This is a genomic window from Mycobacterium sp. TY814, assembly GCF_030755175.1.
Classification (GTDB): Bacteria; Actinomycetota; Actinomycetes; order Mycobacteriales; family Mycobacteriaceae; genus Mycobacterium.
Window position 1 is genome coordinate 92,986 of sequence record NZ_JAUFRY010000006.1, and the last position, 22,275, is coordinate 115,260.

24 protein-coding genes are annotated in these 22,275 nt (G+C 66.8%); 13 read left to right on the forward strand and 11 right to left on the reverse strand.

Translation table 11 applies throughout. The annotated features are described in order from the left end of the window. Positions 1-15: 15 nt before the first annotated feature. Positions 16-363 carry a VOC family protein gene (locus QXH22_RS29740; protein ID WP_306247647.1) on the reverse strand — a complete coding sequence of 116 codons (348 nt, stop codon included), beginning with the start codon at positions 361-363 and terminating at the stop codon, positions 16-18. Between the two features lie 10 nt (positions 364-373). Further along, a complete protein-coding gene (locus tag QXH22_RS29745) occupies positions 374-1,627 on the reverse strand; it encodes a M18 family aminopeptidase (RefSeq protein WP_306277798.1) in 1,254 nt (417 codons plus the stop codon). A gap of 44 nt (positions 1,628-1,671) precedes the next feature. Between QXH22_RS29745 and QXH22_RS29750 the strand changes: the two genes are divergently transcribed. The 3 genes from QXH22_RS29750 to QXH22_RS29760 are packed head-to-tail and all read left to right on the forward strand — an operon-like array spanning position 1,672 to position 4,171. Further along, positions 1,672-2,697 carry a Dyp-type peroxidase gene (locus tag QXH22_RS29750; RefSeq protein ID WP_306277799.1) on the forward strand — a complete coding sequence of 342 codons (1,026 nt, stop codon included), beginning with the start codon at positions 1,672-1,674 and terminating at the stop codon, positions 2,695-2,697. After that, a complete protein-coding gene (locus tag QXH22_RS29755) occupies positions 2,694-3,428 on the forward strand; it encodes a family 1 encapsulin nanocompartment shell protein (protein ID WP_306277800.1) in 735 nt (244 codons plus the stop codon). Before QXH22_RS29750 ends, QXH22_RS29755 begins: the two co-directional genes overlap by 4 nt. 5 nt (positions 3,429-3,433) lie before the next feature. Continuing rightward, positions 3,434-4,171 (forward strand): SDR family NAD(P)-dependent oxidoreductase, encoded by a 738-nt coding sequence (locus QXH22_RS29760; protein ID WP_306277801.1) that lies wholly within the window; start codon positions 3,434-3,436, stop codon positions 4,169-4,171. Here QXH22_RS29760 and QXH22_RS29765 read toward each other — a convergent pair whose 3' ends face one another. Beyond that, entirely contained in the window at positions 4,172-5,821 is a 1,650-nt protein-coding gene (locus QXH22_RS29765) for an MOSC and FAD-binding oxidoreductase domain-containing protein (protein ID WP_306277857.1), read from the reverse strand. Between the two features lie 180 nt (positions 5,822-6,001). Here QXH22_RS29765 and QXH22_RS29770 point away from each other — a divergent pair, with 180 nt between their 5' ends. The 6 genes from QXH22_RS29770 to QXH22_RS29795 all read left to right on the forward strand — a co-directional run bounded on the left by QXH22_RS29770 (position 6,002) and on the right by QXH22_RS29795 (position 12,050). After that, positions 6,002-6,874, forward strand: coding sequence for an alpha/beta fold hydrolase (locus tag QXH22_RS29770; RefSeq protein ID WP_306247638.1), 873 nt, complete (start codon positions 6,002-6,004; stop codon positions 6,872-6,874). Between the two features lie 58 nt (positions 6,875-6,932). Further along, complete coding sequence (locus QXH22_RS29775; RefSeq protein WP_306277802.1) at positions 6,933-8,270, forward strand: TetR/AcrR family transcriptional regulator; 1,338 nt, start codon at positions 6,933-6,935, stop codon at positions 8,268-8,270. Between the two features lie 159 nt (positions 8,271-8,429). Beyond that, positions 8,430-9,410 carry a zinc-binding alcohol dehydrogenase family protein gene (locus tag QXH22_RS29780; protein WP_306248009.1) on the forward strand — a complete coding sequence of 327 codons (981 nt, stop codon included), beginning with the start codon at positions 8,430-8,432 and terminating at the stop codon, positions 9,408-9,410. A 17-nt stretch (positions 9,411-9,427) separates the two neighbouring features. Continuing rightward, the gene (locus tag QXH22_RS29785; protein ID WP_306247634.1) at positions 9,428-10,123 is read left to right on the forward strand and encodes a haloacid dehalogenase type II; all 696 of its coding nucleotides are present in this window, start codon (positions 9,428-9,430) and stop codon (positions 10,121-10,123) included. Positions 10,124-10,125: 2 nt separating this feature from the next. Continuing rightward, positions 10,126-11,577 carry an NAD(P)/FAD-dependent oxidoreductase gene (locus tag QXH22_RS29790; protein WP_306247632.1) on the forward strand — a complete coding sequence of 484 codons (1,452 nt, stop codon included), beginning with the start codon at positions 10,126-10,128 and terminating at the stop codon, positions 11,575-11,577. A gap of 26 nt (positions 11,578-11,603) precedes the next feature. Further along, the gene (locus QXH22_RS29795) at positions 11,604-12,050 is read left to right on the forward strand and encodes a cupin domain-containing protein (RefSeq protein ID WP_306277803.1); all 447 of its coding nucleotides are present in this window, start codon (positions 11,604-11,606) and stop codon (positions 12,048-12,050) included. 7 nt (positions 12,051-12,057) lie between these two features. Here the strand turns inward: QXH22_RS29795 and QXH22_RS29800 are convergent, their stop codons facing one another. Then, entirely contained in the window at positions 12,058-12,489 is a 432-nt protein-coding gene (locus QXH22_RS29800; RefSeq protein WP_306277805.1) for a VOC family protein, read from the reverse strand. A gap of 20 nt (positions 12,490-12,509) precedes the next feature. Between QXH22_RS29800 and QXH22_RS29805 the strand changes: the two genes are divergently transcribed. From QXH22_RS29805 to QXH22_RS29815, 3 genes are all read left to right on the forward strand, one after another. Further along, positions 12,510-13,319 (forward strand): GntR family transcriptional regulator, encoded by an 810-nt coding sequence (locus tag QXH22_RS29805; protein ID WP_306277806.1) that lies wholly within the window; start codon positions 12,510-12,512, stop codon positions 13,317-13,319. Between the two features lie 3 nt (positions 13,320-13,322). Next, positions 13,323-14,324 carry a TIGR03619 family F420-dependent LLM class oxidoreductase gene (locus tag QXH22_RS29810; RefSeq protein ID WP_306277807.1) on the forward strand — a complete coding sequence of 334 codons (1,002 nt, stop codon included), beginning with the start codon at positions 13,323-13,325 and terminating at the stop codon, positions 14,322-14,324. An 84-nt stretch (positions 14,325-14,408) separates the two neighbouring features. Further along, entirely contained in the window at positions 14,409-14,876 is a 468-nt protein-coding gene (locus tag QXH22_RS29815) for a hypothetical protein (RefSeq protein ID WP_306247623.1), read from the forward strand. An 84-nt stretch (positions 14,877-14,960) separates the two neighbouring features. On the opposite strand, the gene purQ is transcribed toward QXH22_RS29815, so the two are convergent. From purQ to QXH22_RS29835, 4 genes are read right to left on the reverse strand one after another with little or no spacing between them, the layout of a single operon-like run. Then, positions 14,961-15,635 (reverse strand): phosphoribosylformylglycinamidine synthase subunit PurQ, encoded by a 675-nt coding sequence (gene purQ / locus QXH22_RS29820; protein ID WP_306247622.1) that lies wholly within the window; start codon positions 15,633-15,635, stop codon positions 14,961-14,963. After that, positions 15,632-15,871 (reverse strand): phosphoribosylformylglycinamidine synthase subunit PurS, encoded by a 240-nt coding sequence (gene purS, locus QXH22_RS29825; RefSeq protein WP_306247620.1) that lies wholly within the window; start codon positions 15,869-15,871, stop codon positions 15,632-15,634. Before purS ends, purQ begins: the two co-directional genes overlap by 4 nt. Positions 15,872-15,926: 55 nt before the next feature. After that, complete coding sequence (locus QXH22_RS29830; protein WP_306277808.1) at positions 15,927-16,676, reverse strand: LLM class flavin-dependent oxidoreductase; 750 nt, start codon at positions 16,674-16,676, stop codon at positions 15,927-15,929. Between the two features lie 20 nt (positions 16,677-16,696). Continuing rightward, complete coding sequence (locus tag QXH22_RS29835) at positions 16,697-17,428, reverse strand: ATPase (RefSeq protein ID WP_306277809.1); 732 nt, start codon at positions 17,426-17,428, stop codon at positions 16,697-16,699. Here QXH22_RS29835 and QXH22_RS29840 point away from each other — a divergent pair. Next, the gene (locus tag QXH22_RS29840; RefSeq protein ID WP_306277810.1) at positions 17,405-18,043 is read left to right on the forward strand and encodes an MBL fold metallo-hydrolase; all 639 of its coding nucleotides are present in this window, start codon (positions 17,405-17,407) and stop codon (positions 18,041-18,043) included. The two genes, QXH22_RS29835 and QXH22_RS29840, sit on opposite strands and share 24 nt — an antisense overlap. 82 nt (positions 18,044-18,125) lie before the next feature. Here QXH22_RS29840 and QXH22_RS29845 read toward each other — a convergent pair whose 3' ends face one another. The 3 genes from QXH22_RS29845 to QXH22_RS29855 form a co-directional block, all read right to left on the reverse strand. Next, positions 18,126-19,388, reverse strand: coding sequence for an IS30 family transposase (locus QXH22_RS29845; RefSeq protein ID WP_371934313.1), 1,263 nt, complete (start codon positions 19,386-19,388; stop codon positions 18,126-18,128). A 366-nt stretch (positions 19,389-19,754) separates the two neighbouring features. Next, positions 19,755-21,428 (reverse strand): FAD-binding dehydrogenase, encoded by a 1,674-nt coding sequence (locus QXH22_RS29850; protein WP_306277811.1) that lies wholly within the window; start codon positions 21,426-21,428, stop codon positions 19,755-19,757. Between the two features lie 45 nt (positions 21,429-21,473). Beyond that, positions 21,474-22,178, reverse strand: a complete 705-nt coding sequence (locus QXH22_RS29855; RefSeq protein WP_306248008.1) for a DUF2334 domain-containing protein — start codon at positions 22,176-22,178, stop codon at positions 21,474-21,476. Between the last annotated feature and the right edge of the window lie 97 nt (positions 22,179-22,275).

Below are 22,275 nucleotides of genomic sequence, written 5' to 3' on the forward strand. Positions count from 1 at the left end.
GTCTAGGTTCCCGCCTCAGGTGCCGGCGACGCAGAACTGGTTGCCCTCCGGATCGGCGAGCACCACCCAGTGGAAGTTGTCGCCGAAGCTGTGCCGCTCGACCTCGCTGGCGCCGGCGGCGGTCAGTCGGGCGACTTCGGCGTCCATATCCTCGGCGCCGAAATCCAGATGGACCCGGTTCTTCCCGGGGGTCGGTTCGGCCACCTTCTGAAAGGCGAGCCGCGGCCCCTCCGGACGTATCACGGCGATGAACTCACCGGGCATCAACTCGTGCGTCTTTCCGCCGAAGTGCTCGGCCCACCAGCCGGCCAGCGTCACCGGATCGGCGCAGTCGAAAGTGACCATCTCCACATTGAGTGCCATGCAGCCGACTTTATGCCTCGGGCGCCAGAAATGCCTGCAGTGCAGCCGCATACGCACCGACATCGTGCGCGCCCATCAACTCCCGCGCCGAGTGCATGGCCAACTGGGCGGCGCCGACGTCCACCGTCGGAATACCGGTTTGCGCCGAAGCCATCGGTCCGATCGTCGATCCGCACGGCAGGTCCGCCCGGTGCTCGTAGCGTTGTAGGGGTACCCCCGCCTGCTCGCAGGCAATGGCGAATGCCGCGGCGGTGCGGCTGTCGGTGGCATAGCGCAGGTTCGGGTGCACCTTCAGCACCGGGCCCGCGTTGACCGCGATCTGGTGTCCCGGCTCGTGGCGCTCCGGGTAGTTGGGGTGCGTCGCGTGCGCCATGTCGGCGGACGCCAGCATCGAGGCGGGCAGTAACCGCAGGAAGTCTTCGCGGTTGCCGCCGGCGGCCAGCACGATTCGTTCCAGGACGGTGCTCAACAGGTTGGACTGTGCGCCGTGGTCGGACGTCGAGCCCACCTCTTCGTGGTCGAAGAGCACCAGCACCGGGCAGAACGCGTCCGGCGTCTGGGCCAGCAGGGCTTCCAGTCCCGCATAACAGCTGGCCTGGTTGTCCAGCCGCGGTGCGCTGAGCAGGCTGCCGTCGGCGCCGACCACGGTCGACGGTGTCAGGTCATGGGTCATCAGGTCCGCGGACAACACCTCGTCCGGATCCACTCCGGCCTGCTCAGCGACATACCTGACGAACGACGCGTCACCGACGCCCCACACCGCGTTGAGGTGCCGCTGCGGGTCCAGCGTCACCGACTTGCGGTCCTCAGCCAGGTGGATGGCCAGCTGGGGAACCCGCAGAATCGGCTCGTCGATCCGGACCAGGCGGTGGCTGACCCCGCTGCCGTCGCGCACCGACAACCGCCCACTGATGCCGAGGTCGCGGTCCAGCCAGGAGTTCAGCCACGCACCGCCGTAGGGCTCCAGCGCCACGACCTTCCAGCCGGCCACGCTGCGGTCAGGGTGCTGCTTGACCCGGAGGTTCGGGCTGTCCGTGTGGGCGCCGACGATCCGGAACGGCATCAGACTCGCGGGCGCACACCAGGCGATCAGCGAGCCGGCCCGCACGGTGAAGTAGCGGCCCGGCTGATCGGGCCAGCGATCCACCTCGCTGAGTTCGGTGTATCCGGCGTCGATCAACCGGGCGGCCGCCGTGGCGCACGCGTGGAACGGCGACGGGGACGCATCGATGAATTCACCCAGACCCGAGGCGGTGGCCACCATACAGCCAGGTTAAGCACCGCTCCTCGCGCAAGGGCGTTAGGGTCTTGCCTGTGCCCGCCGTGCAGCCGCAGCCCATACTGGCTCCGTTGACGCCAGCCGCGATATTTCTGGTAGCCACCATCAACGACGGCGGCGAGGAGGCGGTACACGATGCGCTGCCCGACATCTCCGGGTTGGTGCGGGCGATAGGGTTTCGCGACCCGACCAAGAGACTGTCGGCGATCACCTCGATCGGCTCCGACGCCTGGGACCGGTTGTTCTCCGGCCCACGTCCCGCCGAGTTGCATCCCTTCACCGAATTGACGGGGCCGCGCCACACCGCGCCAGCCACCCCCGGCGATCTGTTGTTCCATCTCCGCGCGGAGTCCATGGATGTGTGCTTCGAACTGGCCGGGCGCATCCTCAAGGGGATGGCCGGCGCCGTCACGGTGGTCGACGAGGTCCACGGCTTCCGGTTCTTCGACAACCGCGACCTCCTCGGGTTCGTGGACGGCACCGAGAATCCCGACGGCCCGATCGCCGTCAGCTCGACCACCGTCGGAGACGAGGACCCCGATTTCACCGGCTCGTGCTACGTGCACGTGCAGAAGTACGTCCACGATATGACGTCCTGGGATTCGCTCTCGGTGACCGAGCAGGAGCGGGTGATCGGACGCACCAAGCTGGAAGACATCGAGTTGGGTGACGACGTCAAACCCGCCAACTCCCACATCGCGCTCAACGTGATCACCGACGAGGACGGCACCGAACTGAAGATCGTGCGGCACAACATGCCCTTCGGTGAGGTGGGCAAGAGTGAGTACGGCACCTACTTCATCGGATATTCGCGTACCCCGTCGGTCACCGAACGTCTGCTGCGCAACATGTTCCTCGGTGATCCACCCGGCAACACCGACCGCGTCCTGGATTTCTCCACCGCGGTGACCGGCGGGCTGTTCTTCTCCCCCACCGTCGACTTCCTCGACCATCCGCCGCCCCTGCCGCAAACCCCGGCCCCGGCCCCGGCCGCGACTCCGGCCTCACATGACGGCTCACTTTCGATCGGCAGCCTGAAAGGACCCTCTCGATGAACAACCTGTACCGCGACCTGGCGCCGATCACCGAAGCCGCCTGGGCGGAGATCGAAGTAGAGGCAGCACGGACATTCAAGCGGCACATCGCCGGCCGGCGCGTGGTGGACGTCAGCGAGCCCGGCGGCCCGGTGACGGCAGCCGTCAGCACCGGCCGCCTGATCGACCTGGAATCGCCTACCGACGGCGTGATCGCGCACCTGCGCGACAGCCGCCCGCTGGTCCGGCTACGGGTCCCGTTCACCTTGTCTCGCAACGAGATCGACGACGTCGAGCGCGGCTCCAACGACTCGGATTGGGAGCCGGTGAAGGTGGCCGCCAAGAAGCTGGCGTTCGTGGAGGACCGCGGCATCTTCGAGGGCTACGCCCCGGCGTCGATCCAGGGCATCCGCAGTGCCAGCTCCAACCCGCCCCTGACCCTGCCAAACGACCCGCGCCATATCCCGGCCGAGGCATACACGAAGGTGAGCGAGACCACCGAACACGGATATCCGATCCTCGAGCACTTGAACCGGCTGGTCGACGGCGACATCATCTGGGCGCCGGCCATCGACGGCGCCTTCGTGTTGACCACTCGCGGTGGTGATTTCGATCTGCAGCTGGGCACCGACGTGTCGATCGGCTACCTCAGTCACGACGCCGACACCGTGCAGCTCTACCTGCAGGAGACGCTGACCTTCCTGTGCTACACGGCCGAGGCATCGGTCGCGCTCACCGCGCCCCGAGACTGAACCCCGTGACCTCGTTCGGCGGCTACCGGGCCCTGGTCACCGGCGCCACGTCCGGAATCGGCCGGGCCATAGCGCTGCAGCTCGCGCAGCGTGGGGCCGAGGTGGTGGTGCATGGGCGCAGTGCGGAGCGTGGCGACGAGGTGGTGCGGCAGATCGAAAGCGGCGGCGCTACCGCACGTTTCGTCGCCGCTGAGCTCAGCGATGCCGCCCAGGTGCGTCGACTGGCGGCCGAAGCCGGTCCCGTCGACATTCTGATCAACAACGCCGGCGTCTTCATTTTCGGGGACACGGTCGACACCGATGACGACGTCTTCGACGAGCACGTCAACGTCAACATGCGCGCCCCGTACATCCTGGTGCAGGAATTGGCGCCGGGCATGGCCGATCGGGGCCGCGGTGCCATCGTCAACATCAGCACCCTCGCCGCCTCGGCACCCAAGCGCAAAGGCGGAATTTATGGCGCCACGAAGGCCGCCCTGGAGCTGCTGACCAAGGTGTGGGCCGACGAGTTCGGCGAATCGGGCGTTCGGGTCAACGCCGTGGCAGCCGGCCCCACCGACACTCCCGGAACGGAGGCCACTCCCGGCCTCCTGGAGAAGCTGGCCGGGGTGACCGCATTGCGCCGTATCGCCGACGCCGACGAAATCGCCAGTGCGGTGGTCTTTCTCGTCTCCCCGGACGCCAGCTACGTCAACGGTTCGATCTTCAACGTCACCGGCGGCGAGACCTCGTTCGCGCGGTAGTTACAGGTCCAGCACCAGGTCGCTCGCCGGGGCGGCCGAGCAGACCAGCACCTCGCCGGGTCCGGGCGACTCCAAGGGAGGCTGGATATACGTCGTCGTGCCCGCGACCACGCTGGTGACGCAGACGTGGCATACCCCGCTGCGGCACGAAAAACGCGTTGGCACGTCACATGCTTCGGCGATCTCCAGGATCGAGCCGTACCGCGCTGACCAGTTGACCGTCAACCCGCTGCGGGCGAAGGTGATGGCCGGCCCGGCGCCGGGTTCGCCGGCCGGTTGGTGCGGCGGCCGGCCCGCCGCATCGACCACGCCAGGGCTGATCGGCGTCCGGGCGCCGAACAGTTCGCTGTGGATATTGCCCGGTGCGAACCCGGTCGCTATCAGCGCAGCCCGCATATCGGCCATGAACGATGCCGGCCCACAGAGATATGCGGTGCCGTCGAGCGGCAAGTCCAGCTCGGCGAGCGCCCGCGCGTCGAGCCGCTGCCGCGTTTCGGTGTAAAACACCCGATAAGACGCGTTCGGCAGCCCGTCGATCAGGTTCGCGACTTCCGCCGCGAACGCCTCGGTCGCTCGATTCCTTGTGGTGTGCAGCCACCAGAGGCGGGCGCCGCTGCCAGACAGCGCATGCAGCATGGCCAGGACCGGAGTCGCGCCGATGCCGGCAGAGATCAACAGCACCGGCTTGTCATCGGCAATGAGGCAGAATTCGCCCCGGGGCGCGGCGACTTCGAGGACAACACCCGGCTTGACGTGACTGTGCAACCATCGGCTCACCGCTCCGTGTTCCTCGCGTTTGACGCTGATGCGGTAATCGGCGGCGCCCGGGTCACCGGACAGGGAGTAGCTGCGCACCTGTGGTGTCTCACCGGGTATACGCACGGTCAGATACTGACCCGGAAGCGCAGGGGGAAGCGGAGTTCCGTCCTCGGAGGTCAACCGAATCGAGAGGACGGAAGACGTTTCCCGTCTTGTGGCAGTGACTTTCAGTCGGCGGAAACCACCCGGCGCGGCCTTCGCCACGGAGCTTGCACCGTCTTGCGCAGCCAGCATCTCGGCGAAGGATTGTTGCCATCCGGGACTCAGCTCAGGGACGTCGACGGCGTTGCGCAAGTGCTCGATGTTGCGGTTCGGCAGGTAGAGCAGCGCATCGACGTCGGCCACACTGAGCCGGTGGCGGCCGCGACGGGTCAGCACGATGTCATCGCCGGCCTGCACGTCGCCTTCTGTGATGACCCGGCAGTAGAAGCCCGGACGACGCTGTGCGACGAGAAGATTCGGAATTCGCTCGTCACCCAGTCGAATGCCCACCCGGAAACAGGTGACGCGCGGCTGGGTAACCTCGAATTCCGCATGCCCGATGCGGTAGCGGTCACCGATGCACACCTCGTGGTCGGCGAGGCCGGAGACCGTGAGGTTTTCACCGAAGTGGCCCGGCCGCAAGTCATCTCGGGCCAGATAGTCCGCCCAGTAGTCGTACGACTCGGTCTGGTACACGAGTACGGCGCGCTGCTCGCCGCCGTGACCACCGAGATCACCCTGGCCGTCGCCGTCGAGATTGAGACGGCGCGCCATCACCGGCCCGGCGACCGGACTCTTCCAGATACCGGTGTGAACGGTTTTGTCGTTCCACTGCACATCGCGGGGCATGCCGACGTTGACAGACACCAGCTTGCCCCTCCGTGCCTCCTCGTGGCCTCAGCGCGGCATCAAAGAGTGGGTTGATCAACCCATAATAGGGGTTACCTAGCCGCGCGATCAATGGTTGCATCTGAGATCCGCAGGTGCATAATGGGTTATATAACCCAAAACTGCTTCAGGGAGCGCGCCATGCCGACCGTTCACCACCGTTACCGCACCGTCGACGGTCACCGTCTGTTCTACCGCGAGGCCGGCGACCCGGATCAGCCCACAGTTGTTCTGCTGCATGGCTTTCCGACCAGCTCGTACATGTTCCGCAATCTCATCCCGGAACTTGCCGACCGCTTCCACGTGGTGGCACCGGACCATCTGGGCTTCGGACTGTCCGACGCGCCCGCCGTCGACGAGTTCGACTACACCTTCGACGCCCTCGCCGATCTCACCGAAGGACTGCTGCACACCCTGGGTATCGACCGATACGCCATGTACGTGCAGGACTACGGCGCACCGATCGGGTGGCGCCTGGCACTGCGCAATCCGTCCGCGATCACAGCGATCATCAGCCAGAACGGCAACGGCTACGACGCGGGTTTCGTCGAGAGCTTCTGGCGGACGGTCTGGGCGTATCAAGAGGACCCGAATCCGGACAACGAGGCGGCGGTGCGGCAGTTTCTCACCCTGGAAGCCACCCGTTGGCAGTACCTGACCGGGGTGCCTGACGAGACGCTGGTGGATCCCGAATCGTGGCATCACGATTTCGCGCTGATCTCCCGGCCGGGCAACGATCTGGTGCAGCTCAAGCTTTTCCGCGACTATGCGACCAACGCACCGATGTACCCGCGCCTGCACGAGTACTTCCGCGCCTCGGGTGTTCCGCTGCTCGCGGTGTGGGGGCGCGGGGATGAGATATTCGGGCCGGCGGGCGCAACGGCCTTCACCACGGATCTGCCGCACGCCGAAGTCCACCTGCTCGACGGCGGCCACTTCCTGCTCGAGTCGGCGCAAGCCGAGGTTGCCGAACTGATCCAGACGTTCCTGTCCGGACACCGCATGGCCGCGTGAGGCGATCAATGGGCTGAATATCCCATAACCGTCACCTGTTGCGGGTTAGCCTGTCGCGATGGCCGATCCGGACGTCGAACAGCGGTTGACCGCCAAGGGCCGCGCCACCCGCGACCGGATCGTCCTGGCGACGGCCGAGTTGATCGTCGCGGAGGGCCTGGCGGCATTCAACATGGACAACGTGCGCAAGGCCGCCTCGGTGAGCGGTTCCCAACTGGCGCACTACTTCACCGACAAGCGTGCGTTGATCCGGGCCGTGATCAGCCGGCAGATCGGCGTCGTGCTCGACTTCCACCGCCAACCCAAGCTCGGGGACCTGGACACGTTCGACGATTACGAGCGCTGGCTGGATCTCAACATGCGCTACCTGCGCCGTATCGAGTACACCGGCACGCCTACGTATCACGCTCTCGCCGCACAACTGGCCAAGTCCGACGACGCCACGCGCGCGGCCCTGGCCGACGGATACCGGCAGTGGATCGCGCTCTTCGAGCAGGCCATCGCGCGCATGAAGGACAACCGCCTCCTGGTCCGCGGAGCCGAACCCCACGCGCTGGCAGCGGTGATGGTCTGCGCTCATCAGGGCGGCGGCACGCTGGCCTTTACATATCGAGCGGAGTGGCCGCACGCCGATGCGACGCGATTCGCCGTTAACTATCTACGGATGTTCGCCACCGATCCCGCCGAACGCGCACTCCGGCCGCCCCGGCGGGTGCGCACCCGGCGCACGTCCCCGCCGACCGGCGACGCACAGGCGCCACGGTTGACACAGAAGGGTCTGGCCACCCGAAGCCGCATCGTCGACACGGCGGCCGCTGTCGTCTTCGAACGCGGAGTGGCCAATGCCAGCATCGACGAGGTGCGCACCCGCGCCGAAGTGAGCGGATCGCAGATCACCCACTATTTCCACGACAAGCGCGATCTCATCCGCCAGGTCATCGCCAGTCGTCGTCGCGACGTGCGAACGTTTCACACCCAGGCCCGCATGGGCGCGCTCGACAGCGTCGATGCCCTGCATGCATGGGCCGATGCGTGCCTGGACGACATCGACACCGTCTACCGACTCGGCGGGTGCGTCTACGGCTCGCTGGCCGGGGAACTGATCGACGCCGACAGCGAGATTCATGACGACGTCGCCCGCGGTTACGACGAGTGGATCGAGATCTTCACCGATGGACTGACTTCCATGCGCCGGCGGGGTGCGCTGCGTTCCGACGCCGAACCGCGGCACTTGGCGGCGTCTCTGGTCATCGCCCACCAGGGCGGCGCCATGATCACCCACGCCACGGGCGAACCGGAGCCGATGCGCGCCGCGCTGACTGCCGCGGTCGAGTATGTCGCCGCGTTCGTCCCGAAGGGGCGACGCTGGTCCGCGCGGCCCGAGTCCACAGCCTGACCCCCGCCACACTGGACATCTCTGGGATGCGTAGCCCATAATAGTGGGATAAACAACCCATTCGGCCTGGGAGGGGACGCCGTGGATACCATCGCGAGGGACGTCGGCAAGATACCTAGCGCCCCGGCCGTGGTGCGCGAGACGGCTGGCGAAAACACGATGCGCGCAATCATTTTGCAGCGATTCGGGGGACTCGACAGCTTGGTCTACACCGATATCCCCAAGCCGGTGCCCAGAGACGGCGAGGTGGTGATCCGGGTCAAGGGATTCGGCATCAACCACGCCGAAATGCACATGCGGCGGGGTGAATGGGCGGAGGCCGCCGAAGTCAGCGGCATCGAGTGCGTCGGCATCGTCGATGCCTGCCCCGGCGGGGAATTTCCGGTCGGCGCCAAGGTTGCCGCGCTGATGGGCGGCCTGGGACGAACGATCAACGGCAGCTATGCCGAATTCACCCGCGTACGCGCGGCCAACGTCGCGCTGATCGAGTCCGGCCTGCCCTGGTCGCAGTTGGCGGCTCTGCCCGAGACGTACGCGACGGCCTGGACATGCCTGTTCCGCAACCTCGCCCTGGCGTCAGGGCAGACCTTGCTGATCCGCGGTGCGACATCGTCTTTCGGGCAGGCAGCGCTGAAGATGGCGGTGGCGGACGGAGCGCGTGTCATCGCGACGACGCGCAGCCGCGGACGTATCCCCATGCTGGAGGCACTCGGTGCCGACCGCGTCGAGCTGGAAAGAACCGACCTGGCCGCCCGCCTACCGGAAGCCAAACAGCTGGACGCCGTCCTCGATCTGGTGGGCAACAGCACCATCCTCGACTCCCTCGACATGCTGCGCCGCGGTGGCACCGCGTGCCTGGCGGGATGGCTGGGGGGCCTGGATCCCATCGGGGATTTCAACCCGCTGCTGCGGATGGCCAGCGGCGTGAACTTGAACTTCTTCGGCAGCTTTGTGTTCGGCACGCCCGGCTTCCCGGTGGCAGACGTGCCTCTGCAGGCCATCGCACAACAGGTTGCCGACGGCACGCTGGACGCGAGGCCGTCCCGCATCTTTTCCTTCGATCAGATTCGCGAGGCCCACCGGGTGATGGAGGCCGGGCAGGCCGGCGGCAAGATGGTGGTGGTCATGGATCGCGAATGACGTGGGGAGGCTGATCAGTGGCCATACCGTCCGTGCTGGTCTTCGATGTCAACGAGACTCTGATCGATATCGAATCGCTGGCGCCGTTGTTCGGGGAGCTTTTCGGCGACCGGCGGGTCCTGCGGGAGTGGTTCAACCAGCTCGTCATGTATTCGATGGCCGCGACATTGTCCGACGACTACGTCGACTTCGCCCAACTCGCCGCCGGGGTGCTGCGGATGCTCGCCGACATCCACCGGGTGCGCGTGACCGACGACGACGCCCGGCGCCTCACCGCGGGCATGCGACGCATGCCCGCCTACCCCGACAGCGCCGACGGGCTTGCGCAGTTGCGTGACAACGGCTTTCGACTCGTCACCCTGACCAATTCGCCGCATCCGCCCGGTGCGCCTACTGCCCTCGAAAACGCCGGCCTGGCAGGCTTTTTCGAGCACCGGTTCACCGTCGACAGCTGCCGGGCGTTCAAGCCGGCACCATCGGTCTACCAGTACGTGTGCGACGAGATCGAGGTGGCACCCGCCGAATGCATGATGGTCGCCTCGCACGTGTGGGACCTGCTGGGCGCCCACAACGCCGGCTTCGGCACGGCGCTCATCACCCGGCCAGGCAATGCACCGCTGCCCGTCGACGCCCTACCACAACCAGATTTGCTCGCCGGCAGCCTGATTGACCTCGCCCGGCAGCTGCGACCCACAACGAAGGGAACGGATTGACCATGCCAATAACAGAATTCGACGTCGTGGTGCTCGGCGCCGGACCGGTCGGACAGAACGCCGCCGACCGGGCCCGGGCCGCGGGGCTGTCCGTCGCGGTCGTCGAACGCGAACTCGTCGGTGGTGAATGCTCGTACTGGGCCTGCGTCCCGAGCAAGGCGCTACTGCGCCCCGTCCTGGCGGTCGCCGACGCCCGTCGAGTGGACGGCGCCCGCCAGGCGATCGGCGGTTCGCTCGATCCCGCCGGTGTGTTCGGCCGCCGCAACCACTACGTAAGCGACTGGGACGATTCGGGCCAGGCCGACTGGGTGGACGGCATCGGCGCCACGCTGATCCGCGGACACGGGCGACTGGATGGTCCGCGACGGGTAGTGGTCACGCCGTCCGGCGGTGATCAGGTCACGCTGACAGCGCGGCACGCGATCGTCATCTGCACCGGCAGCCGCCCGGCACTGCCCGACCTGCCCGGAATCCGCGAAGCAAAGCCGTGGACCAACCGCCAGGCCACCGACAGCAGCGCGGTCCCGGGCCGACTCGCGGTCGTCGGCGCCGGCGGCGTGGGTGTCGAGATGGCCACGGCCTGGCAAGGTCTGGGCTCGGCGGTGACCCTGCTGGTCAGGGGCTCGCGGTTGCTGCCGCGAATGGAGCCCTTCGTCGGCGAATTCCTCCGGCGTGGACTCGACGAGGGCGGAGTCGACGTCCGCACCGGGGTGTCGGTGCGGACGCTGCACCGGCCGGACCCGGACGGCCCGGTCCGCCTGACCCTCGACGACGAAAGCGAACTGGAGGTCGACGAGATCCTGTTTGCGACCGGGCGCGCACCCCTCACCGATGACATCGGCTTGGAGACAATCGGATTGACGCCGGGCAGCTGGCTCGACGTCGACGACACCTGCCTCGTGCAGGGCGTCGACGGCGGCTGGCTCTACGCCGCCGGCGACGTCAACCACCGCGCGCTGCTGACCCACCAGGGCAAGTACCAGGCGCGCATCGCCGGCGCCGCCATCGGCGCCCGTGCCGCGGGACGACCGCTCGACACGGCGCCGTGGGGCGAACACGCCACCACAGCCGACCATCACGCCGTACCGCAGGCATTCTTCACCGACCCCGAGGTGGCCGCCGTCGGACTGACCGCCGAACAGGCCGCGCAGGCCAATCATCGCGCCAAAATCATCGACGTCGAGATCGGCGAGGTCGTGACGGGTGCGAAATTGTTCGCCGACGGCTACACCGGCCGGGCCCGGATGGTGGTCGACGTCGATACCCGCCGCGTGCTCGGCGTGACCATGGCGGGGCCGGGGGTGACCGAACTGCTGCACGCGGCCACCATCGCCGTAGCCGGCCAGGTTCCGGTCGAGCGGCTGTGGCACGCCGTGCCGTGCTTTCCTACCATCAGTGAACTGTGGTTGAGACTGCTTGAAGCCTATCGCGATTCGTTCAGCGTGGTCGTCTGAACCGTGGCTGCCTGAAAGGAGCACTGATGGACGGATTTCACCCAGACTTCGACGCGAACGACGTCGATGTGCGCCGCACGCGCGTTCATCACATCCGGGCGTCCGAACTGGACTCCGGCACCGCCCAGACCGAGGGGCTGCAACGGTTCGCCGCGATCAGCGGCAAGTCCGTCGGCGCGCAGCAACTCTGGATGGGTGAGACATACATCGAGCCCGATACGGCATCGGGCAATCATCATCACGGGGACTCCGAGACGGCGATCTATGTGCGCAGTGGCAACCCGGAATTCGTCTTTCATGACGGCGTGCAAGAGGTGCGGATCAAGACCGAACCCGGTGACTACATCTTCGTCCCGCCGTTCGTGCCCCACCGTGAGGAGAACCCGGATCCGACGACGCCGGCCGAGGTGGTCATCGCCCGCAACAGCCAGGAGGCGATCGTGGTGAACCTGCCGGTGTTGTATCCGCTCTGAAAGACGATCAGTAGACGGCGATTTCGATCAGATTGCCGTCGAGGTCGCGGCAGTAGTGGGATGTCATCGGGCCCAGCGCGCCCGTTCGCGTCACCGGTCCGGCGACGATCTCGACCCCGCACGCCATCAGGTGCGCGCGCACCTCGCCCGGGGTCGCCCGGGTGATCAGGCACAGGTCCTCGGACCCGGCCGCTTCGACCGAACCGGTGGCCCACTCCGGGTCATCGGCGAGCGCGCCAATCGGGCGCAGGTTGATCTTCTGCTCCCCGAAACGCAGCGCGGTTCTGTTGGACTCCCCGAACGTCTCGCGCGTCATGCCCAATACCCGCTCGTACCAGTCCGCAGTGGCGTCGACGTCGCGGCAGTTGATCACCACATGGTCGAAGCGTTCGACGGTCAGGCCCACTCTGCTATTACACCACTTGACGCGAACCGGCATAAGACGTTTTAATACGTCCTATGACCTCTGCCGTCCCCGAGCTCGACTTGGATGCCGCTGAACTGCGGATATCGCGGGGCAGCGTGCCGGCTACTACTCAGCTCGCCGAAGCACTGAAGGCACAGATCGTCGCTCAAGGCCTACCGGAGGGCGGACGACTGCCCAGCGAGAAGGCGTTGATGGACCGAACCGGGTTGAGCCGGGTGACGGTGCGGGCGGCGGTCGGCATGCTCGAAAGCCAGGGGTGGCTGGTGCGGCGGCAGGGCCTGGGCACCTTCGTTGCCGAACCCGTCAGGCAGGAACTCACCTCCGGCGTCCGCACCATCACCGAGGTGCTGCTGGAATCCGGCATCACACCCGAGGTGGATGTGCTGTCACACGAGACAACCACCGCACCACAACACATTTCCAGGGTTCTGGGCATCTCCGACGTGCTGTGCATACGTCGGCGCTTCCGCGCCGGAGAGGAACCGCTCGCCCTCGTCACCGCATACCTCCCGGCGGGATTGGGTCCGGCCGTCGAGCCTCTGCTCACGGGCACGCCGGCCACCGCAACCACCTACACCATGTGGGAACAGGGCATGGGCGTGCGGATCGGGCGGGCCACCTACGAAATTCGTGCGGACAGCGCTACCCCCGACGTCGCCGGCGACCTCGGTCTCACCGCCGGTGCACCGGTGTTGATCGTCGAGCGGATCAGCTACACCGACGACGACAAACCTCTCGAGGTGGTGGTGTTCCACCATCGGCCGGAGCGATACAAGTTCTCCGTCACACTGCCCCGCACAGTCGCCGGGCCGGGCGTCGGACTCACTGAAAGTGGTTCATAGACAATGAATTCCGATGCCCGATTCGGCCTCATCCTGGCACTCACCGTCAACGGCCTGGCGGTGAGCGCGTATCGCGACATGGTCGCCGTCTCACAGAAGGCGGAGCAGTACGGCTTCGACTCGGTGTGGCTGTGCGACCACTTCCTGACAATCAGCCCCGACGACTACGTCAAAGACGCCGGCATCGCCGCCGAATCAGGCGGAACCGGCTCCGCTGCGGCGCCCTCCTCGCTTCCCTTGCTGGAGTGCTGGACGGCGCTCAGCGCGCTGGCACGGGACACCACCCGGCTGCGCCTGGGCACCAGCGTGCTGTGCAATTCCTACCGCCACCCCTCGGTGCTGGCGAAGATGGCCGCCACGCTCGATGTCATCTCGGAGGGACGCCTCGATCTGGGAATGGGAGCCGGCTGGTTCCAACGCGAGTTCGACGCCTACGGGATTCCTTTCCCTCCGGTTCGCGAACGGGTTTCGGCGCTGGCCGAGTCGCTGGAGGTGATGAAGGCGGTCTGGACCGAGCCGAACCCCACCTACCGGGGCGAGTTCTACACCCTGGACGGCGCGATCTGTGATCCGCCACCGGTGCAGCGGCCACACCCGCCGTTGTGGATCGGCGGCGAAGGCGACCGGGTGCAACGGATCGCCGCCAGGTCCGCCCAGGGGCTCAACGTGCGCTGGTGGTCGCCGCAGCAGGTCACGCAGCGTCGCGACTTCCTCAACCGCGCGTGCGAGTCGGCCGGCCGCGATCCGGAGTCGCTGCGGCTGTCGGTCACGGTCCTGCTCGCGCCCACCGACTCCGCTGATCAGGAGGCCGCGATCCGCGCCGAGTTCGCGTCCATCCCTGAGCCGGGGTTGATCGTCGGATCACCCGCGCGCTGCGTGGAGCGGATCCGGGAGTACCAGCGTTGCGGTGTCGACCAGTTCCTGTTCACGATTCCCCACCTCGCCCGGTCGGAGTACCTCGATATCGTTGGACGCGAGATCATTCCATCGTTCGGCGGGGCCTGACGCTCAGCAAATTCTCAACTGATTCTTTGCAATCCCTGGCCCTGGCTCAAGGGTCCGCTCACGCACGTACCGGAGCATGGCCTTATGTCTGAGCGCGTGGGCGAACCGTTGAGCACAAATCTGATCGAACGCTACCTGTGCACCAGGGCGCGGCGATACTTTCGCGGCCGGCACGACGGCGAGTTCTTCTTCGTCCTCAACACCGCCCACCGCCTGCACGTGCACCTCGAGATTCCCCCTATGCACCCCGACGTGTTCACGATCCGCATCACCCCGGCATGCTTCTTTCCGGCCTCTGACCAGGCCCGATTGACGGCGCTGGCCACCGCGTGGAACGAGCAGCATCGCGACGTCACGGCGATCGTGCATGGCTCGTCCGACCCGCAACGCATCGGGGTCATGGCCGAGCAGTCCCGCTGGATCGGCGACCGGGTCCGCTTCGACGATCTCGCGGCTTTCGCCGACCGCGCCACCGCCGCCGCCATCGACCTGTTCAGCCGCCTGACGCCGGCCGCCGAACTGTCGCCACCGTTGCTGCTTGACGCGAGCTGATCCGGGCGGCGGGCCGGCGCTGACGGACGACCGGACTTTCGGCGAACTACGCAGTGCGCCAGCGCCTTACGTCGGCCCGACGGCTCAGACGGCCAGGACCGCGTCTAGCGCGGAATAGAACAGGCCCAGCCCGTCGTCGGAAGGGCCGGTTAATGCCTCGATGGCATGCTCGGGGTGCGGCATCAAGCCCACGACGCGTCCGTTGGCGGAGCTGACGCCGGCGATGTCATGCTGTGAGCCGTTGATGTTGTCGCGGTAGCGGAACACCACCCGGCCCTCGCCTTCGAGCTGTTCGAGCACCTCCTTGGGCGCCACGTAGCGGCCTTCGCCCGACTTCAGCGGGATCAGCAGGTCGGCATCGGACTCGAATCGCGAGGTCCAGGCCGTCGATGTGGAGGTGACCCGCAGCCACACGTCGCGACAGATGAAATGCAGCCCGATATTGCGGGTCAGGGCGCCAGGCAGCAGACCGGCCTCGCAGAGCACCTGAAAGCCGTTGCAGATTCCGAGCACCGGCATGCCCCGACCGGCCGCCGCAACCACTTCACCCATGACCGGCGCGAACCTGGCGATCGCGCCTGCCCGCAGGTAGTCACCGTAGGAGAAGCCGCCCGGGACCACCACGGCATCCACGCCCTTGAGGTCGGCGTCGGCGTGCCACAGGCTGACCGCTTCGGCGCCCACCATGCGTGCCGCGCGTGCGGCATCGACGTCGTCGAGGGTGCCCGGGAAGGTGATGACGCCGATCCGTGCTGTCACTGCGAGTCCCGGCTGATGGTCCAGTCCTCGATCACGGTGTTCGCCAGCAACGATTCCGCGATCTCGGCGAGCTGGGCATCGTCAACCGTGTCGTCGACCTCCAACTCAAATCTCTTGCCCTGACGGACATCTGAGATTCCGGGATGGCCCAGCCGCCCCAGGGCGCCGACAATCGCCTGGCCCTGCGGGTCAAGAATCTCGGCTTTAGGCATCACATGCACGACCACGCGGGCCACTGCGTTCCTCCTCAGCTATGACAGACCGCGCCAACTCTACCGACCCCGGCAGCGACTAGGCGACCAGAACCAATCCGTCGCCGCCCAGCTCGGCGAGGCGACGCTGCGCGTCCCCGCCCGGGTCCAGGGCGGCGTCGCTCAGAGCGGTCCACGCGTTGACCTCGAAAGGGCGTCCGGCCAGTTCACACGCGGCACGTGCAGCACGGGCCGCGGCGATGAACTCACTGATCCGGGGGTGGTTCAGCGCAATGTTCATGGCGTCGCAGCGGGTCCCGGCGATCCTGGCCAGCCCCAGGCTGTTGACGCCGAGCAGCGTCGGCGGCCGGGGTGAGGGAAGCGGGAAACCCGCCCAATGGTCCGCTCGCTCCGGGTCCCACTGCACGTCGCAGAGGTCCAGGACGTGAATCAGGTGCCGATGACGCTCCCGTATCGAGTCACGAAGCGGAATGTTCAGCAGATCGTGTTCGCGAGACCAGGAGCTGCCCGGTGCCGCGCCGGCGCCGAGGCCGAACACGAAGCGCCCGCCGCTGATCTCCTGCACCGACGCGGCCGCCGCGACCGCCACCCCGGGCGGCCGGTTGGCCGCGTTGACCACCAGGGTGCCGATGCCGATGGTGGACGTGGCGGCGGCCAGCGCGCCCGCCAGCGTGAAGCACTCCAGCATCCGCGTACCGGACAGCATCGCCCCGGACAGGTGATCGAAAACCCATGCTCGGCCGAAACCCTCGGCTTCAGCCCGCAACACGTGGTCACGGAGCTGCGGCCATGGGTGGTTGGCGGCGCTGTAGAGGACGTCGAGTTTCATTGTCTCCCCGTGCTTTTCAACTAAGGGCACGAGGCTATGTAGGCCTCGCACAGTGGGGCGATCAGCGCGTCCAGGACGTCGGTATCGCTGAGCGCCGGCCACGAAGTCTCCGGGGGCGCGGCGGCCCACAGCGTGAGTTCGCTGATCGTGCTGCTCGCCACATGCGCGACGAGGTAGGTGTGCACCACGATCGGGCCGCTGATCACGGCCGCCATCCGGGTCGTTTCGTCGTCGGTGACCGAGGGGGACTGCGCGGGGGCGCCCAGCTGGCATCCCCGCAGGGCGGCGACGGCGGTGCCGAACACCGAGGCGGCAAGTGCGCCGCCGCGGGCGGTATCCCCTCGCCAGTGCACGATCTGGGCCTGCAGCTGCCACTGCCCGTCCGGGTGGGCCACCAACGCCCGTGCCGCCACCGCCGAGTTGCGGCTGTCCTGCGGGAACGTCATGGTGTTGCACACCTGCTCGAACTTGAACCGGGGAGTTGCGCCGCCCGTCAGCGCGGTGCTGATGCCCGCCGGCGCCGGCCAGTTGTACACCGAATGCAGAGGTATCGACCGCGGGGCGATCCACGCGGCGCCCGGGATCTGATCGCACACCGGCGGGCAGGTTTCCGGTTCGGCCAGCCCGGGAGCTGCGGCGACGAGCGCGATCGCGAAGCTACCCGCGACCATCATCGTCGCCAGAAACACTCTCAGCTGCACGGCCCGCATCAAGGCACAATCGTAGACATGCAACTGACGCATTTCGGACATTCCTGTTTACTCGCCGAGTTCGGTCAGACCAGGATCCTTTTCGATCCCGGGACTTTCGCCCACGGCTTCGAGGGAACTACCGGGCTGTCGGCCATTCTGATCACGCACCAACACCCCGACCACATCGACGTGACGCGGCTACCCGCGCTGCTCGAGGGAAATCCGGAGGCGGTGCTGTATGCCGACCCGCAGACCACCGGGCAACTCGGTGAACCCTGCCGAGCGGTGCACGTCGGCGACGAACTCGAAGTCGGGCAGCTCACCATTCGGGCGGTGGGCGGACGCCACGCGGTCATTCATCCGGAAATCCCTGTGATCGAGAACATTTCGTTCCTGGTGGGCGATGGTGAGCACCGCGCCCGGTTGATGCATCCCGGTGACGCGTTGTTCGTTCCCGAGGAGCCGGTGGACGTGCTGGCCACGCCGGCCGCCGCTCCGTGGATGAAGATCTCGGAGGCCGTCGACTATCTGCGGGCCGTGGCGCCGCAACGGGCGGTACCTATCCATCAGGGTGTAGTGGCGCCGGAGGCGCGGGGAATCTATTACGGCCGCCTAACCGAAATGACCACCACCGATTTCCAGGTGTTGCCCGAGGAGGACGCGGTCACCTTCTAGCGCGGGCCGTGCCGGCTGGCGAGCAGACGCCAAATCGCACGATTTGGTGGGCGGTTTCTAGGAGTCGTTGCAACACTGCTGGTTAGTTGGCCAGTAGTAGATCACGCAGGCGCTCGGCTGGGGTATCCCAGTCGAGTGTTTTGCGTGGGCGTCCGTTGAGTTGCTGGGCGACGTGTTCGAGGTCTTCGGGGCCATAGACACTTAGGTCGGTTCCCTTGGGGAAGTATTGGCGCAAAAGGCCGTTGGTGTTCTCGTTGGTGCCGCGCTGCCAGGGGCTGGCGGGATCGCAGAAGTAGACGGCCATGTCGGTGGCCATGGAGAACTGTTTATGTCCTGCCATTTCCGATCCCTGATCCCAGGTCAGTGAGCCGCGCAGATGAGCTGGCAGCGATGCGATCGTGGCGATCAGGCCATCACGGACGGCTTCGGCGTGGTGGCCGTTGGGTAGAGGCACCAGAAGTGTGTAACGGGTGGCGCGTTCGACCAGGGTGGCGATCGCGGTCTTGTTGGCTTGTCCCATGATCAAGTCGCCTTCCCAGTGCCCAGGTACCGCGCGGTCGGCGATTTCGGCGGGGCGATCACTGATCATGATCATCGGATCGATAAACCGTTGGGTGCGCTGATCAGGGCGGCGACGGGGTTTGCGTATTGTGCGTCCACTGCGAAGTGCCTGTGTGAGTTCACGTTTGAGGCCACCTCGGGCTTGAAAGTACAGGGCCTGGTAGATCGTTTCCGTGCTCACCCGCATGCTTTCATCGTCGGGGAAGTCCTTGACCAGGCGGTAAGAGATCTCTTCGGGAGACCACCGTTGGGACAGCCCCTGCTCCACCGCCTGGCGCAGCTTCTGGTTGATCACCAGTTTGGCTGCTTTAGGCCGGCTCCGAGCGGCGTGGGCGGCCCGATCAGCGTGATAGGGCAGATACACCCCCTGCACACTGCGCGCGGCGACCTCACGCGAGACCGTTGACTTGTGCTTGCCGATCCGGGCGCCGATCGCGGTCAAGGTCCATCCGTTGACCAACCCGTCGGCGATGGCCAACCGATCCGATAACGACAGGTAGCGCTCACTGATCGCCGCCACGGCCACTTTGTCGGTGTTCACCACCTGTGTGTAGCGCCCGGCGGCGCGGTACTGGATGACCGTGCCGTCTCGGCGCACCCGCGTGTCGGCGACCCGCACGATACCGTCGCGCCAATTCCGGGCCGTGCCTACGTGGACCCCGACCTCGCGCGCCGCCCGGCCGACCGACCAGCCCTGCTCAAGCAACTCAAAGAACCGGGCCCGGGCCACCGGCTTACCGAACGGCCGCCGCTGCTGGCTGACCAAGCCAAGCTCCACCAGCATCCGCCGGGCAGTACTGTGCGACACACCGACCGCCTTCGCCGCCGCATTGACTGAACCCGTAGCCTCGAAGACCGCCACGACCCGGCTGATATCCACACCACTAACATCCGGGCGCGGGGAACCCACGGGCCGGCCCAAGGCCGCCAAAATCGCATACCCATGACCCCGCGAGACACCCAACTGGGCGGCGGCCTCCTTCACGGGCACACCGGCATCCACCAACTTTGCTAACAAATCACCAAGCCGAACACAGTCCTTGGAAAACGACACGGTCGCCGCAACCTCTCAAATCGAGAGTGTTGCGACGACCGCGTGAACCCGCCGTGCCAGAGCGTGCGATTTGGCGTCTGCTCGCGCCACGGCCCGTCAGGTGATGTCGTCGGCGACACCGCGGCCGGCCGCGCGCCCAGAGAAGATGCAGCCGCCCAGAAAAGTTCCCTCCAGCGCCCGGTAGCCATGCACCCCGCCGCCACCGAAACCAGCGGCCTCACCCGCGGCGTACAACCCGGTGATCGGGGTGCCGTCGGACTTCAGCACCCGCGAATCCAGGTCGGTTTCGATGCCGCCCAACGTCTTTCGAGTCAGAATGTGCAGCTTGACGGCAATCAGCGGTCCGGCCTTCGGATCAACGAGCCGGTGCGGCGCCACCACTCGGCCCAGCCGGTCGCCGAGGTAGCCGCGGGCGGCCCGGATTGCGGTGATCTGACCGTCCTTGGTGAACTTGTTGGCCACCTCACGGTCGCGCGAGGTGACCGCGGCCTCCACGGTTTCGTAGTCCAAGGGCTCCACGTCGGGCAGCCCGTTCATCGCCTCCACCAGTTCCGGCAACGTCTCGGCGGTGACGAAGTCCGCGCCGCGGTCGATGAACGCCTGCACCGGACCCGGTGGACCCGACCGGGTCCGGGCGCGCACCAGCCGGCGCACGCTCTGCCCCGTCAGGTCCGGATTCTGCTCCTGACCGGACAGGGCGAACTCCTTCTCAATGATCCTGGCGTTCAACACAAACCAGGTGTAGTCATAGCCGCTGGCCGCGATGTACTCCAACGTGCCCAAGGTGTCGAAACCGGGAAACAAGGGCACCGGCAACCGGTTTCCCGCGCCATCCAGCCACAGCGACGAGGGGCCGGGGATGATCCGGATTCCGTGCTGCGGCCAGATCGGGTCGTAATTGGTGATGCCTTCGGTGTAGTGCCACATCCGGTCGGGGTTGATCACCCGCGCTCCGGCCTTCTGGGCGATACCGATCATCCTGCCGTCGACGTGTGCCGGTACACCGCTGAGCAACTGCTTGGGGGCGCGGCCCATCCGGCGCGGCCAGTTCTTGCGCACCAGGTCGTGGTTACCGCCGATGCCGCCGCTCGTCACCACTACCGCCGAGGCACGAAATTCGAACTTGCCCAATGCTTTCCGCGAAGAAGGCATGCCCCGCGGCTCATCCGAGGGTTCCAGGACGGTGCCCCGCACCCCGGTCACCGCATCGCCCTCCACGATCAGCCGGTCGACCTGGTGGCGGTGCACGAACCGCACGTTCGGCCGGTCACGCAGCTGCCGCGCGAAGATCTCCACCAACGCGGGCCCGGTTCCCCAGGTGATGTGGAAACGCGGCACCGAATTGCCGTGCCCCTGCGCGTCGTAACCGCCACGCTCGGCCCATCCGACCAACGGGAAGATTTTGAGCCCGCGCGCCCGCAGCCAACTGCGCTTCTCCCCCGCCGCAAAATCGACGTAGGCGTGCGCCCACTGCTCGGGCCAGTAGTCCTCGGGACGGTCGAAGGCCGCGGTTCCCAGCCAATCCTGCAGGGCAAGTTCGTGACTGTCGCGGATTCCGAGCCGGCGCTGCTCGGGGCTGTCGACGAAGAACAGGCCGCCGAAGGACCAGTAGGCCTGACCGCCGACGTTCGCGCTGTTCTCCTGGTCGAGGATGAGCACGCGCAAGCCCCGGTCCACCAGCTCACAGGCCGCCACCAGCCCGGCCAGCCCGGCCCCGACGATGATCGCGTCAGCTGTGAAGTCGTCGGAAGCCGAATCCGCGTCGCTCATGTCGAAACAGGGTAATGCCCGCCACCGATGGGCATCGGTCGAGCGTTAAGCGGCGTCGAGCACCGCTTTGCCGGATTGCCAGCTGTACACGGTCGGCGTGCACTCCTGCAGCAGGGCCAGGTCGACGGCATCCAGCATGGCCTGCCGCGGGCCGGGCTTGCGCAGGTGCCGGGCGGCGACGGCGATGCGGACCACGCCGCCGCGCCGCGCGATCCGGTCGGCGGACAACACCACCATCCGGCACCACCAGGGCTCGGCCAGATACCCTTCGCCGATGCCGAGTACGCGGGCCCGCACGGTTTCCTTGCGGACCAGGTCGGTCATGCCGTAGGCGTCCGCGAGCAGCCGAAAACCGTTGTTCGGCAGTGCCTTCACCACGCCCGGGGAGACGAGCCAGCCCGGTGCGGCGAACAGCCGGGTGCGCAGCCCGAGATGTTCCAGCACCCGGTCGGCGGCCTTGATGCGCAGGTTGGCCTCGTGCGCGTGCAGCGTCGCGAATTCCCCACGACGCTTCTTGGTGGCGGCTTCGTTGTAGCCGTGCAGCACCAGGGCGTCGCCGCGGGCGCGCCGCTCGCTCAGCCAGTCCACGGTGCGCGGGTCGCGGTCGAGTCGATAGTCATTGCCCAGGCGCGGGGCTGCGAGCAGCGACACCGGGATCGAACGGGCATCCATCTGCGCGCAGAAGTCGGCCACGTCAGCCAGCGTTTGCTCGCCGATCCCAGAAACGGAGACGATCAGTTTTCCAGTCACGCTTGTCAGTTTGCCGACCGCAGGTGTCGAGGCGGTGAAGGACACACGGACGGCAGACGTATATCCGGCCGTGTGATCAGGTCGGACGGGCGTCCCC